Below are 17005 nucleotides of genomic sequence, written 5' to 3'. Positions count from 1 at the left end.
TCAGGGCGCCGGAAGCTCGACGTGCTGGCCGTCGAGCACCGCATCGGTGCTCGGATGGCTCTCCGCGGCGGTGTCCGCCCGGCGTCGATCCGGGGAGGTCGCCTCCTCGATGAAGGCGGCGAGCGCGGCATCGAGCGCCATCGTGGTGGTCTTCTGGCTTCCCATGCGGCGCACCGAGACCGTGCGCTCCTCCGCCTCGCGGCGGCCGAGCGCCAGCAGCACCGGCACCTTGGCCAGCGAGTGCTCGCGGACCTTGTAGTTGATCTTTTCGTTGCGCAGGTCGGCCTCGACCCGGAGCCCAGCGCGCTCCAGGACGCGGACCACCTCGCGGGCGTAGGGGTCGGCATCGCTGGTGATCGTCGCCACCACGATCTGCACCGGCGCGAGCCAGAGCGGGAAATGCCCCGCAAAGTGCTCGATCAGGATGCCGGTGAAGCGCTCCATCGAGCCGCAGATGGCGCGGTGGATCATCACCGGCGGCTTCTTCTGGCTGTCGGCGTCGATGTAGCTCGCGTCGAACCGCTCCGGCAGGTTGAAGTCCACCTGCGTGGTGCCGCACTGCCAGTCGCGGCCGATGGCATCGCGCAGCACATACTCGAATTTCGGCCCGTAGAACGCGCCCTCGCCGGGATTGACCGCGGTCTTGATCCGGCCGCCCGACTGCTCCTCGATCTGCGCCAGCACCTGCGTCATCACCGCTTCGGCGTGGTCCCACAGGGCGTCGGAGCCGACGCGCTTCTCGGGCCGCGTCGAGAGCTTCACCAGGATCTGGTCGAAGCCGAAATCGGCGTAGGTCGAGAGGATCAGGTCGTTGATCTTCAGGCACTCGGCGGCGAGCTGGTCCTCGGTGCAGAAGATATGCGCGTCATCCTGGGTGAAGCCGCGCACCCGCATCAGGCCGTGCATCGCGCCGGACGGCTCGTAGCGGTGGACGACGCCGAACTCGGCCATGCGCAGGGGCAGGTCGCGGTAGGATTTCAGCCCGTGCTTGAAGATCTGCACGTGGCCGGGGCAGTTCATCGGCTTCAAGGCGAACCAGCGCTTATCCTCGGCCTCTTCGCCGGCGGATTGGGCCGCGAACATGTTCTCGCGGTACCAGCCCCAGTGGCCGGAGGTCTCCCACAGCGACTTGTCGAGGATCTGCGGGGCGTTCACCTCGGCGTAGTCGCCCTTCAGGCGGCGGCGCATATAGGCGATCAGCTCCTGGAAGATCGTCCAGCCCTTGGCGTGCCAGAACACGACGCCGGGCCCCTCCTCCTGGAAGTGGAAGAGGTCCATCTCCTTGCCGAGCCGCCGGTGGTCGCGGCGCTCCGCCTCCTCCAGCCGGTGCAGGTAGGCGTCGAGATCCTCCTTCGTCGCCCAGGCGGTCCCGTAGATGCGCGTCAGCATCGGGTTGTTGGAATCGCCCCGCCAGTAGGCGCCCGCGACCTTCATCAGTTTGAAGGCGGAGCCCACCTTGCCCGTCGAGGTCATGTGCGGGCCGCGGCAGAGGTCGAACCACTCGCCCTGGCGGTAGATCTTCAGATCCTCGCCCGGCGGAATCGCATCGACCAGCTCGACCTTGTAGCTCTCGCCCTTCTCGGCGAAGAGCGCCTTCACGTCGTCGCGCTTCCAGACTTCCTTCGTGAACGGAGCATCGCGCGAAATGATCTCGCGCATCTTCGCCTCGATCTTCGGGAAGTCCTCCGGCGTGAACGGCTCGTCCTTGGCGAAGTCGTAGTAGAAGCCGTTCTCGATGACGGGGCCGATCGTCACCTGCGTGCCGGGCCAGAGCGCCTGCACGGCTTCCGCCAGCACGTGCGCGCAGTCGTGGCGGATCAGTTCGAGCGCGCGGGCATCATCGCGCGAGATGAACTCGATCGCGGCGTCGCGCGCGATCATGTCGTCGAGGTCGCAGACCGTGCCGTCGAGCGCCATGGCGACCGTGCGCTTGGCGAGCGACTTGGCGATGCCCTCCACCACGGTCCGACCGGTCACCGCGGCGTCGTACGCGCGGGTGTTGCCGTCGGGGAAGGTCAGGATGGGCATGATGGGACCGTGTTTTTCGTCAATGACGCCCCGCGGAGGGGACGGCGGGTTTTCGGAAGGCGGGCGGGTGAAGTCAATGCTGACTCACCACACCAAGAGACAACAGCAGCCGACAGAGCCCGTTTGACGGCGCGCGTTTGGCATCCCGCCGCTGCTCAGGCGCCGCGCAGCGGCGCGAAGCACGCCGCTACGCTGATCCCGCAGACGTGTCCCTTAGGATCGACCGTTCCGGGTTGCTTCGAGGCCGAGCTTTCGCTCGGCGCCTCAGCATGAGGAGCGGGGCGTTTGCCAGACATCCGATCAGACGGGCGCTCTCACAGATCGTCCGGACCCCAGCCGAGGCGCGCAGCGATCGCGCTGGCTTCGGCGTCATCGAGGAACAGAACGAGCCCCGCCCCGCCATCGGCGGCGACCCGGAAGCGCCGCGTCTCGCCCGCCGGACGGCTCGCGTCGAGCCGTTCGAGCAGGCTCCAGTCGAAGTTCTTGTCGGCCGGGAAGGTGAGGGGCGGGATCGGCGGCTGCGTCTCGAACGCGACGCGGAAGCCGTGCCCGTAGGGCCCGAGTCCCGGCACGCGGGAGACGGTGACGCCGCGGCCGGTCCAGACCCCGGCGAGATCGATCAGCCGGGCGAACAGCGCACGATAGGTCTCTTCGTCGGCCCCGTCATAGCCGTGATCTTCGAAGATTGCCGCGTTGGTGAATTCGTCCTCGATCGCGTCGGCGAGGGCGCGGTAACTCCACAGGATGTCGATCGACAGCGCCTCCGGGCTGTGCTCGGTCAGCGGCCGGGTCGCGTTGTCGTCGCCGACCGCGAATTCGGGATGCTCCGCCATCGCTCGCGCGACCGCGCGCCGGTCCATCCCTTCGTAATGGGGCCCGAGCCGGAGGCCCGCCGCGATCAAGCCGTTCAGGGCCGCCGCGACGGCGTCGATCTCCGCCTCGCTGCGGCGTTGCGGCGGCTGCGGTTTCGGCTCCCAGGCCGGCACGGGCGGCGGGGGCGGTCCCGGTTTCCAGGCCGGCACGGGGTGCGGGGGTGGGCGGTCCTGGCCGAGCAGGCGGCGGAGCCAGCCGATCATGTCGTCTCCCACAGCCACGCCGCGCCGCGCACGCCCGAAGCGTCGCCGTGCCGGCTCGCCCGCAGCGGCGTGTCGAAGCGGTCGGAGAAGACGTGCGGTGCGATTGTCTCCGGCAAGGCGGCGACGAGGCCCTCGACCCGCGAGAGGCCGCCGCCGAGCACGATCACGTCGGGGTCGAGGATGTTGACCACCTGGGCGATGGCGCGGCCGAGCCGGTCGCGGTAGCGCGCCATCGCCGCGGCGGCCTCCGCATCCCCGGCCTGCGCCCGGGCGACGATTGCCTCGCCGGTCAGCGTCTGACCCGTACACCGGGAAAAGTCCGCGGTGAGGCCGGGGCCGGAGAGCCAGGTCTCGATGCAACTGTTGCGGCCGCAATAGCAGGCGGGGCCGGGGCGTTCGTCGTCGCGGGGCTGGGGAAGCGGGTTGTGGCCCCATTCCCCGGCGATGGCGTTGCGGCCCGTCAGCGCCTGTCCTCGGACCGCGATGCCTGAACCGACGCCGGTGCCGAGGATGATCGCCCAGACGAGGGTCTCGCCCGCGCCGGCTCCGTCCACCGCCTCCGAGACGGCGAGGCAGTTGGCGTCGTTCTCGACCCGCACCGGGCGGCCAAGCCGGGCGGTAAGATCCGCCGCGAACGGGCGGCCGTTCAGCCAGACCGAGTTGGCGTTCTTGATCAGGCCGGTGGCGCGGGAGACCGCGCCGGGCATGCCGACCCCGACGCTCGCCTCCGTCGCGCCGGCCTGTTGCTCCAAAGCGGCGACGACACCGGCGATGGCGTCGAGGGTTCCGGCATAATCGCCCCGCGGGGTCGGCACGCGGGTCTCCGCCCGCGTCGCCCCGGCGGCGTCGAGCGCGATCCCGGCGATCTTGGTGCCGCCGAGATCGATCCCGATCCGCAACCGGTCGGAGGCCAAAGCGGGCTTACTGCGCCGCCACGACCTTCGGAGCGGGGGTCGGCTCATCCTCGCCGGGGCCTTCCGGCGCCTCGTCGGAGATCTCGGTACCGATCGAGACCGGATGCGCCATCACTTCGGCGAGCTTCTTCCTGTCGAGCTCGCCCTCCCAGCGGGAGACGACGATCGTGGCCACACCGTTGCCGATGAGGTTGGTCAGCGCGCGGCACTCGGACATGAACTTGTCGACGCCGAGCACCAGGGTCATCGCCGCCACCGGCACCGGCGCGCCGGGGATGGCGGCCAGCGTCGCGGCGAGGGTTATGAAGCCCGCGCCGGTGACGCCCGAGGCACCCTTCGAGGTCAGCATCGCGACGAGGAAGATCGTCGCGTACTGCCCGACCGTGAGATCGGCGCCCACTGCCTGCGCCAGGAACAGCGTGGTGAGCGTCATGTAGATGTTGGTGCCGTCGAGGTTGAACGAGTAGCCCGTCGGGATCACGAGGCCGACGACCGAGTCCGAGGCGCCCAGGCGCTTCATCTTGGTCATCATGTGCGGCAGCACGGTCTCCGAGGAGGAGGTGCCGAGCACGATCAGCAGCTCGTCCTTGATGTAGGCGAGGAACTTGATGATCGAGAAGCCGGCAAAGGCCGCGATGCCGCCGAGCACGACGAAGATGAACAGCAGCGAGGTGGTGTAGAACGTGCCCACCAGCCAAGCGAGGTCGATGACCTTGCCGATGCCGTACTGGCCCACCGTGAAGGCCATGGCGCCGAAGGCGCCGAGGGGCGCGAGTTTCACGATGAGGCCGATGATGCGGAAGAAGACCTGACCCGCCGCGTCGATGCCGTGGGTGATGCTCTCGCCCTTCTTGCCCATGCCGGTGAGCACGACGCCGGTCAGCACCGAGATCAGCAGCACCTGCAGCAGGTCGCCCGTGGCGAAGGCGTCGAAGAAGCTCTTGGGAATGATGCCGAGGAGGTGGGCGACGGTCGAATCCGCCGCCGCCTTGCTGGCGTAGCCCTCGACCGCCTTGGCATCGAGCTTCGACACGTCGGCGCCGAAGCCGGCGCCCGGCTGGACCACCTCGCCGACGACGATGCCGATGAGGAGCGCGAGGGAGGAGACGACCTCGAAGTAGATCAGGGCTTTGAGGCCGACGCGGCCGACCTTCTTCAGGTCGCCGATCGAGGCGATGCCGTGGACGATGGTGCAGAAGATGATCGGCGCGATCAGCATCTTGATCAGCGCGATGAAGCCGTCGCCGAGCCATTTGAGCGACTTGCCCCATTCCGGAGAGAGCCAGCCGAGCAGCACGCCGAGCACGATGGCGATCAGCACCTGGATGTAGAGCACCCGGTACCAGGGGGTGTGCGCGCCGGACGTGCCGGGGGCGCCCACATCATGGGTTGCTGAATGGGCCATGTTTCCTCACCGATACCGTGTTGCGCGGCCTCGCCCGGGCGGCTTTGGGCGGACGCTATTCCGTTTGATCCTGGTGCTCAATCGCACCTCGGTAGTCGGCGCGGCGTTTGTAACCGATGGGTCTTTCGACTTGGCCGGGTATCGTGGCGAGCCATCTGTCCGCATAGCGCGGCGAAGTCTCGCGTCACGGCCGCCGTGGCGACGTTCGGGCCGGGCTGATGCCAAGGCGGCGAGGCCGGTGCAAGCCGTCTTCCGTCCGCTGCCGACCCGCGGCGCCCGGACCGTCCCTCCGCTTTGTCCTCCGTCCCCGCGACGAAGCGGCTTCCCCTTGGCGGGCGGGCGCTCTAGAAGCGCTCCATGTTCGGCCTCATGCACATTCCGCTGCGAATTACGGGCCCGGCCTCCGCGTAGGCGCCGCGTTCAGCGGCCGCGCCGGATGCCGGGTGAAGCGCGTCCGCCCGTTTTCCTTCGACCGTCCCCGCGACGAGAGCCCTGCCGAACCCCGCCATGAGCGACCAGACCGACGCCGCCCCCGTGGCCGCCCGCGACTATTCGCGGACCCTGTTCCTGCCGAAGACCGATTTTCCGATGCGCGCGGGGCTACCCACCCGCGAGCCGCTCCTGCTGGAGCGCTGGAAAGACATCGGCCTGTACGAAAAGATCCGCGCCGCCGCGAAGGGCCGCCCGCGCTTCGTGCTGCATGATGGTCCGCCCTACGCCAACGGCAACATCCATATCGGGCACGCGCTCAACAAGATCCTGAAGGACGTCGTCGTCCGCTCGCAGGGCGCGCTCGGCCGCGATGCGAACTACGTTCCGGGCTGGGACTGCCACGGCCTGCCGATCGAGTGGAAGATCGAGGAGCAGTACCGCGCCAAGGGCAAGAACAAGGACGAGGTGCCGGTGCTGGAATTCCGCCAGCAATGCCGGGCATTTGCCGCGGAGTGGCTCGACATCCAGCGTGAGGAGTTCAAGCGCCTCGGCGTCACCGGCGATTGGGATCATCCCTACTCGACCATGGCCTATCCGGCCGAGGCGCGGATCGCAGCGGAGCTGATGAAGTTCGCCGCCTCCGGCCAGCTCTACCGCGGTTCGAAGCCGGTGATGTGGTCGGTGGTGGAGAAGACCGCGCTCGCCGAGGCCGAGGTCGAGTACGAGGAGCATGTCAGCGACACGGTGTTCGTGGCATTCCCGATCCGCGACGGGGCTCCGGCGGACTTGGCCGGCGCCCGCGTCGTGATCTGGACGACCACGCCCTGGACGCTGCCGGCCAACCGCGCCGTCGCCTATTCGAAGCGCGTCGCCTACGGGCTCTACCGCGTCACGCAAGCGGCCGAGGACAACTGGGCGAAGGTCGGCGATACCTATTTGCTCGCCGATGCGCTCGCCGAGGGCGTGTTCAAGGCCGCCCGCGTCGAGGCGTTCGAGCGCGTGGCCGACGTGCCGTCGGCGAGCCTTGCCGGCCTCACCCTCTCGCATCCGCTGAGCACCTTCGATTCCGGCTACGGATTCCCCGTGCCGATGCTGGAGGGCGAGCACGTCACCGACGAGGCCGGTACCGGCTTCGTCCACACGGCGCCGAGCCACGGCCGCGAGGACTTCGAGGTCTGGATGGCCAATGGCCGCCGCCTCACGGAAGCGGGCATCGATACCCGCATCCCCTACACCGTCGATGCCGACGGCCGGCTGACGGAGGAAGCGCCGGGCTTTACCGGCCGCTTCGTCTTCACCGCCAAGGGCGACAAGGGCGACGCCAACAAGGCGCTCATCGCAGCATTGACCGAAGTCGGCGCGCTGGTCGCCCGCGGGGTTCTGCGCCACCAGTACCCGCATTCCTGGCGCTCGAAGAAGCCGGTCCTGTTCCGCAACACGCCGCAATGGTTCATCGCCATGGACCGGACGGTGGATTCGCTCGGCAACCGCACCCTGCGCGAGACGGCGCTCCACGCCATCGAGCAGACGCAGTGGGTGCCGCCGCAAGGAAAAAACCGCATCAACGGCATGGTCGCGGGCCGGCCCGACTGGGTGGTCTCGCGCCAGCGCGCCTGGGGCGTGCCGATCACGGTCTTCGTCGAGCGTGAGACCGGGAAGGTGCTGCGCGATGCGGCGGTGAATGCCCGCATCGCCGAAGCGTTTGCGCAGGACGGCGCGGATGCGTGGTTTGCGGACGGCGCCACCGAGCGCTTCCTTGCGCCCGATCACGATCCGGCGAATTACGAGAAGGTGACCGACGTCCTCGACGTCTGGTTCGATTCCGGCTCGACCCACGCCTTCGTGCTGGACGACGCGCAAGCCTTCCCCGGCCTCGCCGGCATCCGCCGGGCAGTGGACGGCGGCTCCGACACGGTGATGTATCTCGAAGGCTCCGACCAGCATCGCGGCTGGTTCCAGTCCTCGCTGCTCGAATCCTGCGGCACGCGGGGGCACGCACCCTACGACGTGGTGCTGACCCACGGCTTCGTCCTCGATGCCAAGGGCGAGAAGATGTCGAAGTCGCGCGGCAACGTCGTCGCGCCGCAGAACGTCATCAAGGAATCGGGCGCCGACATCCTCCGCCTCTGGGTCGCGGCGGCCGATTACTCCGACGATCTGCGCATCGGCCCGGAGATCGTCAAAACCTTCGCCGAGACCTACCGCAAGCTGCGCAATTCGCTCCGCTGGATGCTCGGCTCGCTCGCCCACCGGGTGCCCGGCGACGACGTGCCGTTCACCGAGATGCCGGAGCTGGAGCGCTTCATCCTGCATCGTCTGGCGCAACTCGACGGCGAGATCCGCGACGCCTACGCGGCGTTCGACACCAAGCGAATCGTCGCGCTGCTCAACGGCTTCATGACCGGCGACCTCTCGGCCTTCTACTTCGATGTGCGCAAGGACGCGCTCTACTGCGATCCGATCTCCTCGGTGACGCGCCGCGCCGCGCTTCAGGTCATCGACGAGGCCTTCCGCCGGGTCGTCATCTGGCTCGCCCCCGTCCTCGCCTTCACGGCGGAGGAGGCGTGGCTCGACCGCTACCCGTCGCAGGACGGCTCGGTGCATCTCCAGACCCTGCCCGAGACGCCCGCCGAATGGCGCGACGAGGCGCTCGCCGCCCGCTGGCAGAAGATCCGCAAGGTCCGTCGCGTCGTTACCGGCGCGCTCGAGATCGAGCGCGCGGCCAAGCGCATCGGCGCCAGCCTCGAGGCGGCGCCGGCCGTCTACGTGTCGGATTCCGATCTGCTCGGCGCGCTCGACGGCGTGGACTTTGCCGATACCTGCATCACCTCGGCGATTACCGTCCGTGCCGGCGAGGGCCCGGCCGACGCCTTCCGCCTCGACGAGGTGAAGGGCGTGGCCGTGGTGCCCGAGCGGGCCGAGGGTATCAAATGCGCCCGCTCTTGGCGGGTCACGCCCGAGGTCGGCAGCGATCCCGACTATCCCGAGGTGACGCCGCGCGACGCCCGGGCCCTGCGGGAGTGGGACGCGGCCCATCCGGAGGCGGCGTGACCGCCTTCCGCTCCGGCCTGATCGCGCTGCTGGCCACGCTGGTCCTCGATCAGGCCTCCAAGCTCTGGCTCTATTTCGGCACCGACCTCGTGATGACGCAGCCCTGGCGGCTGGCGCCGTTCGCGGACTTCGTCGTGGTGTGGAATCGGGGCGTGTCCTACGGCCTGTTCCAGCAGGAGGGCGGGTTCGGGCGCTGGCTGCTCGTGGCCGTCTCGCTCGCCGCCGCCCTCGGCCTGTCGGTGTGGATGTATCGGGCCGGCTCGCGGCTGCTCGCGGTGGCCCTCGGCCTCATCGTCGGCGGCGCGCTCGGCAACGCCATCGACCGGGCGGCCTACGGGGCCGTGTTCGACTTCGTCCACCTGCACGCGGGAACATGGTCCTGGTACGTGTTCAACGTGGCGGATGCGGCCATCGTCGCGGGCGTGATCGGGTTGATCCTCGACAGCCTGCGGCCGACCCAGCGCTCTTCTCCGTCCACGGACGTCGCGGGGAACGGCGGTCGTCCCCAGGCTTGAGGCGCGGCGCATCCGTCCGCGTCAGGGTGCCATACCTTCGCCCGAAACCCGGCTCACCTCGGTTTGCGTGGGCTCGACGCGCGATTCACGATGAAACGCCGTCCGGCTGACCGCCCCGGATCAAAAGCGGGCGGGGCCGGTCCGTAGCCTTGGGGAAATCGGCATGAACGGGCGGCGCAGCGTCACGCGGGCTTTCGGATCGATCCGTCCTCTGGCTTTGAGAACGGCATTGGGCGCGGCCCTGCTGCCCGGCCTCGCCGTCGGCGCGGCCCGCGCCGAGGGCGAATTCATGCGCGACACGCTGAGCAATCTCGGCCTGATCGAGCCGGACCGTCCCGCCATCACCTATCGCGAGCGCGCACCGCTCGCGATGCCGCCCAAGCTCGGCGGCCGGGAGGATCTGACCGCCGGCCTGCCCCCGCCCCGGACCCGCCAGGCCGATCCGGCCTGGCCGAAGGATCCGGAGGTTGTCCAGCGCGAGCGGGCCGCCATCGAGGCGAAGAAGCCGATCGTGCGCGGTGCGCAGGGCCGCATGAACGACAACAACGAGACGCTCTCGGTCTACGAGATGGAGGCCGGCCGCCGCGCGGGCGCCGGGGCGCTCACCGGGCCGGCGAACGCACCCGGCCAGGGCGACACCCGCGATTCGACCTGGCTCAACCCGTTCGAACTGCTCAAGGGCACGCCTGACAGGACCGAGCCGTCGCTGGTCGAGCCCGACCGCGATACGCTGACCGATCCGCCCACCGGCTATCGCAAGGCGCCGATCAAGGTCGCCAAACCGCAGGGCGGCCCTGTCGGTGGTCCGATCAGCGACCGTGAAGAGGCCGACCCGCGTGCCTATATGAGAAATTCGTCCGGGCGCTGAGAGCCGGCCTCCGCCCGGTTCCGTCGATCTCGGCGGGTCGGCGAAGGCGCCCAGCATCCGGATGGACCGTCACCGCGCGGACACGCCGCGCGGTATGGGATTTGCCACCGGCGACCGATCACGGGACAATGCCGGGATTCTTGGGACGGAAAGCGCGGAGGGCGGAAGAGCCCCCGCATAAGGAAAGTGGGATGCACCTCTACCGGAAGGCCATCGCGCCCGTGGGACCGCAGCGAGGCCTGAATCACGCCGGCCGTGTGGACGCCGCCCCGTTCGGGCGCTCCGAGGCCGGCGGCCCGGAGGTCTCCGCCTTCGTGCTCGATAACGGGCTCGACGTGGTGGTGGTGCCCGATCACCGGGCGCCGGTCGCCACGCACATGGTCTGGTACCGTAACGGCTCGGCCGACGATCCGATCGGCCAGTCCGGTATCGCCCACTTCCTCGAACACCTGATGTTCAAGGGCACCGATCGGCACCCGGCCGGCGCCTTCTCGAAGGCGGTCTCGTCGCTCGGCGGCCAGGAGAACGCCTTCACCAGCTACGACTACACCGCCTATTTCCAGCGCGTCGCCCGCGATCACCTCTCGACGATGATGGCCTTCGAGGCCGATCGGATGAGCGGCCTCGTCCTCGACGACGCCGTGGTGGCGCCCGAGCGCGACGTGGTGCTGGAGGAGCGCCGGATGCGGGTCGAGACCGATCCGTCGGCGCAGCTTTCCGAGGCGATGGCCGCCTCGCTGTTCGTGCACCATCCCTACGGCATCCCGATCATCGGCTGGATGCACGAGATCGAGGAGCTGAACCGCACTCACGCCATCGACTACTACAGGCGCTTCTACACCCCCGAGAACGCGATCCTCGTGGTGGCCGGCGACGTGACGCCGGACGAGGTGCGGCGTCTGGCCGAGGAGACCTACGGCCGGGTGACGCCGCAGGGCGCGCGGCCGCTGCGCACCCGCCCGCGCGAGCCGGAGCCGCGGGCGATGCGTCGGATCGCGGTGGCCGACCCGAAGGTCGAGCAGCCGACCCTGCAGCGCCTCTACCTCACCCCCTCCTGCATGACGGCCCGCGACGGCGAGGGCTACGCGCTCGAACTGCTCGCCGAGGTCATCGGCGGCGGCGCGACCTCGTTCCTCTACCGCAAGCTGGTGCTGGAGATGGGCGTCGCGGTGAATGCCGGCGCTTGGTACATGGGCTCGGCGATGGATGACACGCGCTTTGCCGTCTACGCCGTGCCGGCCGAGTGCGTGACCCTGGAAGCTCTGGAAGAGCATATCGATCGCGTGCTGCGCCGCGTCCCCGAGGCGCTCGGCGCGGAGGCGATCGAGCGGGCCAAGATCCGGCTCGTAGCCGAGACGGTCTATTCCTCCGATTCGCAGAGTTCGCTCGCGCGGATCTATGGCTCGGCGCTCGCCATCGGCGAGACCGTCGAGGAGGTACGCCGCTGGCCGGTCGAGATCGAAGCGGTCACCCATGAACGGCTCGTCGCGGTTGCCGCCCGCTATCTCGTGCCAGCCCGCTCGGTGACCGGCTACCTTACGAAGGCGCACGACCCGGACGTGGCGATCGCCTGAGAGTGCCTCGCAAAACTCCCGGTCTCCGACCGTTCTCGTTCTGGCGATGACAGCACAGCGGGAGTTTTGTGAGAGACACGAGGACGACTCTGATTCTTCGCGCCGCCCCCGGTGGCGGCGCCGTTTGCGAAAAGACGCTTTGAGGAACTCCCGATGAATCTCGCCGAGACCGGCACCCGCACCGCGACGTCGCCGACCCAGGCGTTGCCGCTCGCGGCCGCCCCCGGCATCGAGGCTTGGCACGTCGCCTCGCCGGTGGTGCCGATGATCGCGCTCTCCTTCACCTTCGAGGGCGGCGCGGCGCAGGATGCGGAGGGCAAGGCAGGCACCGCGCAGATGATGGCGCGGCTGCTCGACGAGGGCGCGGGCGACCTCGACTCGGATGCCTTCCAGGAGGCGCTCGCGGCCCGCGCGATCGAGCTGAGCTTCCACACCGGCCCCGATTCCATCGGCGGCTCGCTCAAGACGCTGCTCACGCATGCCGACGAGGCGATCCGTCTGCTGGCCCTTTCCCTGGCCGAGCCGCGCTTCGATCAGCCCGCGATCGAGCGCGTCCGGGCGCAGATGATCGCCAGCCTGCGCTACCAGCAGAACGATCCCGGTGTGCTGGCCTCCCGCCGCTACTTCCGCGAGGCCTTCCCCGGTCACGCCTACGGCCGCTCCTCGGCGGGCACCATCGAGACCCTGTCGGCGATCACCCGCGACGACCTCGTGGCCCTGCACCGCGCCGTGATCGGCCGCGGCGGCCTGAAGGTCGCGGCGGTCGGCGCCTTCGACGAGGCGACGATCACCGGCATGATCGCCCGCGCCTTCGGCGCTCTGCCCGAGGCCGGCCCGCTCAAGCCGGTGCCGCCGACCGCGATCAACGAACTCGGCCGCCGCATCGTCGTCGATCTCGATGTGCCGCAATCGGTGATCCGCTTCGGCATGCCGGGCGTGGCGTGGCGCGACCCCGACTTCATCCCGGCCTATGTGCTGAATCACATCCTGGGCGGCGGCGCCTTCACCTCGCGCCTGTTCCAGGAAGTGCGCGAGAAGCGCGGCCTGGCCTACTCGGTCGGCACCTCGCTGACCTCGCATCGCGCGGTCGCCATGACCTGGGGCTACACCGCCACCAAGAACGAGCGCGTGGTCGAGGCGCTCGACGTGATCGGCGACGAGATCCAGCGCCTCATCACCGAAGGCCCCTCGGACGAGGAGTTGCAGAAGGCCAAGGACTACCTCACCGGTTCCTACGCGCTCGGCTTCGACACCTCGACCAAGATCGCCAACCAATTGGTGCAGATCGCCTTCGAGGGTCTCGGTATGGACTACATCGCCCGCCGCAACGACCTCGTGGCGAGCGTCACCCAGGCCGACATCCGCCGGGCCGGCGCCCGCACCCTCGGCGACGGCAAGATGCTGGTGGTCGCCGCAGGGCGGCCCACGGGACTGTAGGCGCCCTTCACCAATTCCACTCACGGCCGGGGCCGGCACGCGGAGACGCGTCGCCGGCCTTTTTCATGTTCGAAATCCCTATTTTTGCTTGTGTATTCTTGTGTAAGAAGCTTGTATCGGTAAGCCGATAACGATAGGAGTTCAGAATGCAGGGCGAGTAGCGACTTCGCGAAGTCGCGAGGCAGGGGGGCCTGGCGGAGACCTCTCGTGTCGAATCGCAACAAGGAAACGCGCGGTCTCATAGCCCGATTGCGCGATGATGGTTGGATCGTTGCCCGGAAGGGGCCGGGTGACCATGTCCAGTACAAGCATCCCGCGAAGCCGGGCCGCGTGACGCTGGATACCGGGCGCCGCGAGCAGGCGTTGGGTACTCTCCGCAGCATCTTCCGGCAGGCGGGTTGGGAATGGTGAGAGCGGGGTTGTTTCGAAGAACACGAGAGAGAAGCCGATGACGCGGGTCGTCATGCTAATTCACGGTGAGGCCGGCAATTACGGCGCGTCTTTCCCGGATTTTCCCGGCGCGACGACGGGCGCCGACGATCTCGACGAGCTCTACCGGAAGGCTGCCGAGATGCTGGCCTTCCATGTCGGCGGCTTGATCGAGGATGGCGAACCGGTGCCGCGGGCCCGTTCGCTCGAAGAACTGCGCGGCGACCCCGTCTTCGTCGAAGACGGCCGGGACGCGATGATTGGCTTGATCGAAGTCGATCTCCCAGGACGGGCTGTGCGGGTGAACATCTCGGTCGAGGAGAGCCTGCTCAAGCGGATCGACCGCGCAGCCGAGGCCGTCGGCGAGAGCCGATCCGGCTTCCTCGCGCGGGCCGCGAAGGCGCGATTGACCTCCACGATGGCCTGATCCGCGCCGCCAACGGCTTGGGCTTGCGCCCGAACCTCCTATCTGGTGGAGGCCGAACCCGCTCCCCGCGCGAGGCCTCAAGCGATGCAGCTCACCGGACTCCACCACGTCACCGCCATCACGGCGCAGGCGGCCGACAACCTCGCCTTCTACACCCGCGTGCTGGGGCTCCGGCTCGTGAAGAAGACCGTCAACCAGGACGACGTCTCGGCCTACCACCTGTTCTACGCCGACGGTCGCGCCTCGCCGGGCACCGACATCACCTTCTTCGATTGGCCAGCACCCGCCGAGCGGCGCGGCACCGACAGCATCTCGCGCACGCTGCTGCGCGTCGGCGGCGCGGGAAGCCTCGACTGGTGGCGCGAGCATCTTGCCCGCCAGGGCGTGAGCCACCATCCGGCGATCGAGCGGGACGGGCGCCTCACCCTCGACTTCGAGGACGGCGAGGGCCAGCGCCTCAGCCTCGTGGACGATGGCGGCGTGGGGCCGGCGCATCCCTGGGAGGGCAGCCCGGTGCCGCCCGAGCACCAGATCCGGGGCCTTGGGCCGATCCGCCTCACGGTCTCGCAGCCCGAGCGCACCGAAGCGGTGCTGACGCAGGTCCTCGGTTTCCGCCGCGCCCGGACCTTCGAACTGCCCGAGGGCGAGGTGACGGTTTTCGAGACCGGCGAGGGCGGTCCCGCCGCGGAGGTCCAGCTTCTTGAAGGTACGGGCGCACCGGCTCGCCAGGGCGCGGGCGCCGTCCACCACGTCGCCTTCCGCATCCCGGACGCCGATTACGAGGCCTGGGCCGACCGCCTCAAGCAGCGCCGCGTCCCGTCCAGCGGTCCCGTGGATCGCTACTACTTCCGCAGCCTGTATTTCCGCGAGCCGAACGGCATCCTGTTCGAGATCGCCACCGACGGGCCGGGCTTCGCCACCGACGAGACGATGGAATCGCTCGGCGAGCGTCTTGCGCTGCCGCCCTTCCTCGAACCGCGCCGGGCGGAGATCGAAGCGGGGCTGAAGCCGTTGTAAGCCCCGTCGGCGATGCGCTCCTGCGGGGTCAGGCATGCGCCGGATTCAAGAACAGTTCCAGGCAAAGTCACATTCCAACCGCTGTGGCAGCGCTGCGTCTTGACGCGGATGCTGCGACTGCGAGAAGAGCCCCGTTTCGACGCTTCCAGAATCGGGAAACCCGCGGCCGATGAGCAAGTACAACGAGGAGCGCGTCCTCTCCGTCCACCACTGGACCGACACGCTCTTCTCCTTCCGCACGACGCGCGATCCCTCGTTCCGCTTCCGCAACGGCGAGTTCACGATGATCGGCATCGAGGTCGAGGGCCGGCCGCTGCTGCGCGCGTACTCGGTGGTCTCGGCCAATTACGAGGAGGAACTGGAGTTCTTCTCGATCAAGGTGCCGAACGGCCCGCTCACGAGCAAGCTGCAGCACCTCAAGGTCGGCGATCCGATCATGATCGGCAAGAAGCCGACCGGCACGCTGGTGCTCGACAACCTCCTGCCCGGCAAGAACCTCTACCTGCTCGGCACCGGCACGGGGCTCGCTCCCTTCCTGTCGATCATCAAGGACCCGGAGACCTACGACCGCTTCGAGAAGGTCGTGCTCGTCCATGGCTGCCGTCAGGTGCAGGAACTGGCCTATGGCGAGACCATCACCGAGACCCTGCCCAAGCACGAGTTCCTCGGCGAGATGATCGCCAACCAGCTGATCTACTACCCGACGGTCACCCGCGAGCCGTTCCGCAACCGCGGCCGGATCACCGACCTGATGACCTCGGGCAAGCTGTTCGAGGATATCGGCCTGCCGAACATGTCGATCGAGAACGACCGCTTCATGCTCTGCGGCTCGCCGGAGATGATCAAGGACACCCGCGAGATGCTGACGAGCCTCGGCTACGAGGAGGGCAACCACGGTGAGGCGGCCCATTACGTGATCGAGAAGGCCTTCGTCGAGAAGTAGCGCCAGCGGAGCGACCGGCCCCGGTCGCTCCGACTCACGCCCTCATCCCGAGGTGCTGCGAAGCAGCCTCGAAGGGCGTTCCAGACATCGCGCGGGAACTGGGCGGTCCTTCGAGGCCCGCTGTCGCGGGCGCCTCAGGATCAGGGCGCAGGGGGACAACGCCGTTTTCGTAACGGAGCGATCCGCACGCCATGTCCCTGCCTGCCATGTCCCTGCCCGCCCTGTTCATCGTCGGCGCCGGTACCGAGATCGGCAAGACCTACACCACCGCCGCCCTCGTCCGCCGGCTGCGCGGTCAGGGCCGGAGGGTGCGGGCTCTGAAACCGCTCGCGAGCGGCGTCCCCCCGCTCGACCACCCGGATTTCGCGGAGAGTGACACCGGGCGCCTGCTCGCGGCCCAGGGGCTCGCTGTCACGCCCGAAACGGTTGCCGCCTGCTCGCCCTGGCGCTTTGCCGCGCCGCTCGCGCCCGACCTCGCCGCCGCCCGCGAAGGGCGCAGCCTCGCGCTGCCTGAGCTTGTCGCGTGGTGCGGCGCGCGTCTGGCCGAGGCCGGTGACGGTGAGACCGTGGTGATCGAGGGCGTCGGCGGCCTGATGAGCCCGATCACCGAGGCCGCGACCGGCCTCGACTGGCTGAAATCTCAAGCGATCCCGGCGCTGCTCGTGTCCGGCAGCTATCTCGGCGCGATCAGCCACGCGCTGACGGCGGTCGAGACGCTGCGGGCGCACGCCATCCCGCTCGCCGGAATCGTGGTCAGCGAGAGCGAGGGCGCGCCGGTCCCGGTCGAGACGGTGGCCGGCCAGATCGCGCGGCACGCGCGCGTGCCGGTCGGCTGCCTATGCCGGGGAGGGGATTTTCCGGGAAACCTTCGCGGGGTTGTCTGAGGCCG

General features: G+C 68.9%; 14 protein-coding genes. 10 read left to right on the top strand and 4 right to left on the bottom strand.

Going from position 1 to position 17005, the window contains the following annotated elements; genetic code table 11:
• From thrS to E4V01_RS01005, 4 genes are all read right to left on the bottom strand, one after another.
• Nucleotides 1–2028 carry a threonine--tRNA ligase gene (gene thrS / locus E4V01_RS01020; RefSeq protein WP_135297096.1) on the bottom strand — a complete coding sequence of 676 codons (2028 nt, stop codon included), beginning with the start codon at nucleotides 2026–2028 and terminating at the stop codon, nucleotides 1–3.
• 314 nt (nucleotides 2029–2342) lie between these two features.
• Complete coding sequence (locus E4V01_RS01015; protein WP_135297095.1) at nucleotides 2343–3104, bottom strand: hypothetical protein; 762 nt, start codon at nucleotides 3102–3104, stop codon at nucleotides 2343–2345.
• Entirely contained in the window at nucleotides 3101–4066 is a 966-nt protein-coding gene (locus E4V01_RS01010; RefSeq protein WP_193763121.1) for an ROK family protein, read from the bottom strand. The genes E4V01_RS01015 and E4V01_RS01010 overlap by 4 nt, the downstream gene beginning before the upstream one ends.
• Nucleotides 4026–5423, bottom strand: coding sequence for a dicarboxylate/amino acid:cation symporter (locus E4V01_RS01005; protein WP_135297093.1), 1398 nt, complete (start codon nucleotides 5421–5423; stop codon nucleotides 4026–4028). Before E4V01_RS01005 ends, E4V01_RS01010 begins: the two co-directional genes overlap by 41 nt.
• 507 nt (nucleotides 5424–5930) lie before the next feature.
• Here E4V01_RS01005 and ileS point away from each other — a divergent pair.
• The 10 genes from ileS to bioD all read left to right on the top strand — a co-directional run bounded on the left by ileS (nucleotide 5931) and on the right by bioD (nucleotide 17000).
• Nucleotides 5931–8906 (top strand): isoleucine--tRNA ligase, encoded by a 2976-nt coding sequence (gene ileS / locus E4V01_RS01000; RefSeq protein WP_135297092.1) that lies wholly within the window; start codon nucleotides 5931–5933, stop codon nucleotides 8904–8906.
• Nucleotides 8903–9421, top strand: a complete 519-nt coding sequence (gene lspA / locus E4V01_RS00995; protein ID WP_135297091.1) for a signal peptidase II — start codon at nucleotides 8903–8905, stop codon at nucleotides 9419–9421. The genes ileS and lspA overlap by 4 nt, the downstream gene beginning before the upstream one ends.
• 163 nt (nucleotides 9422–9584) lie before the next feature.
• Nucleotides 9585–10289 carry a hypothetical protein gene (locus E4V01_RS00990; RefSeq protein WP_135297090.1) on the top strand — a complete coding sequence of 235 codons (705 nt, stop codon included), beginning with the start codon at nucleotides 9585–9587 and terminating at the stop codon, nucleotides 10287–10289.
• Between the two features lie 191 nt (nucleotides 10290–10480).
• On the top strand, nucleotides 10481–11863 hold the full coding sequence (locus tag E4V01_RS00985) for a pitrilysin family protein (protein WP_135297089.1): 1383 nt from the start codon (nucleotides 10481–10483) through the stop codon (nucleotides 11861–11863).
• A 153-nt stretch (nucleotides 11864–12016) separates the two neighbouring features.
• The gene (locus E4V01_RS00980; protein ID WP_060769837.1) at nucleotides 12017–13300 is read left to right on the top strand and encodes a pitrilysin family protein; all 1284 of its coding nucleotides are present in this window, start codon (nucleotides 12017–12019) and stop codon (nucleotides 13298–13300) included.
• Nucleotides 13301–13507: 207 nt separating this feature from the next.
• A complete protein-coding gene (locus tag E4V01_RS00975; RefSeq protein ID WP_135297088.1) occupies nucleotides 13508–13711 on the top strand; it encodes a type II toxin-antitoxin system HicA family toxin in 204 nt (67 codons plus the stop codon).
• 37 nt (nucleotides 13712–13748) lie between these two features.
• Nucleotides 13749–14156: a type II toxin-antitoxin system HicB family antitoxin gene (locus E4V01_RS00970; protein ID WP_135297087.1), complete on the top strand. Its 408-nt coding sequence runs from the start codon at nucleotides 13749–13751 to the stop codon at nucleotides 14154–14156.
• A gap of 84 nt (nucleotides 14157–14240) precedes the next feature.
• Entirely contained in the window at nucleotides 14241–15173 is a 933-nt protein-coding gene (locus E4V01_RS00965; protein ID WP_135297086.1) for a ring-cleaving dioxygenase, read from the top strand.
• A 169-nt stretch (nucleotides 15174–15342) separates the two neighbouring features.
• Nucleotides 15343–16116 (top strand): ferredoxin--NADP reductase, encoded by a 774-nt coding sequence (locus E4V01_RS00960; protein ID WP_012253769.1) that lies wholly within the window; start codon nucleotides 15343–15345, stop codon nucleotides 16114–16116.
• A gap of 206 nt (nucleotides 16117–16322) precedes the next feature.
• Nucleotides 16323–17000, top strand: a complete 678-nt coding sequence (bioD, locus tag E4V01_RS00955; protein WP_135297200.1) for a dethiobiotin synthase — start codon at nucleotides 16323–16325, stop codon at nucleotides 16998–17000.
• The last annotated feature ends 5 nt before the right edge of the window (nucleotides 17001–17005 follow it).

Origin of the sequence: Methylorubrum sp. Q1 (assembly GCF_004683995.1) — a bacterium.
Taxonomy (GTDB): Bacteria; Pseudomonadota; Alphaproteobacteria; order Rhizobiales; family Beijerinckiaceae; genus Methylobacterium.
This window is presented reverse-complemented; position numbering and strand designations above follow the sequence as displayed.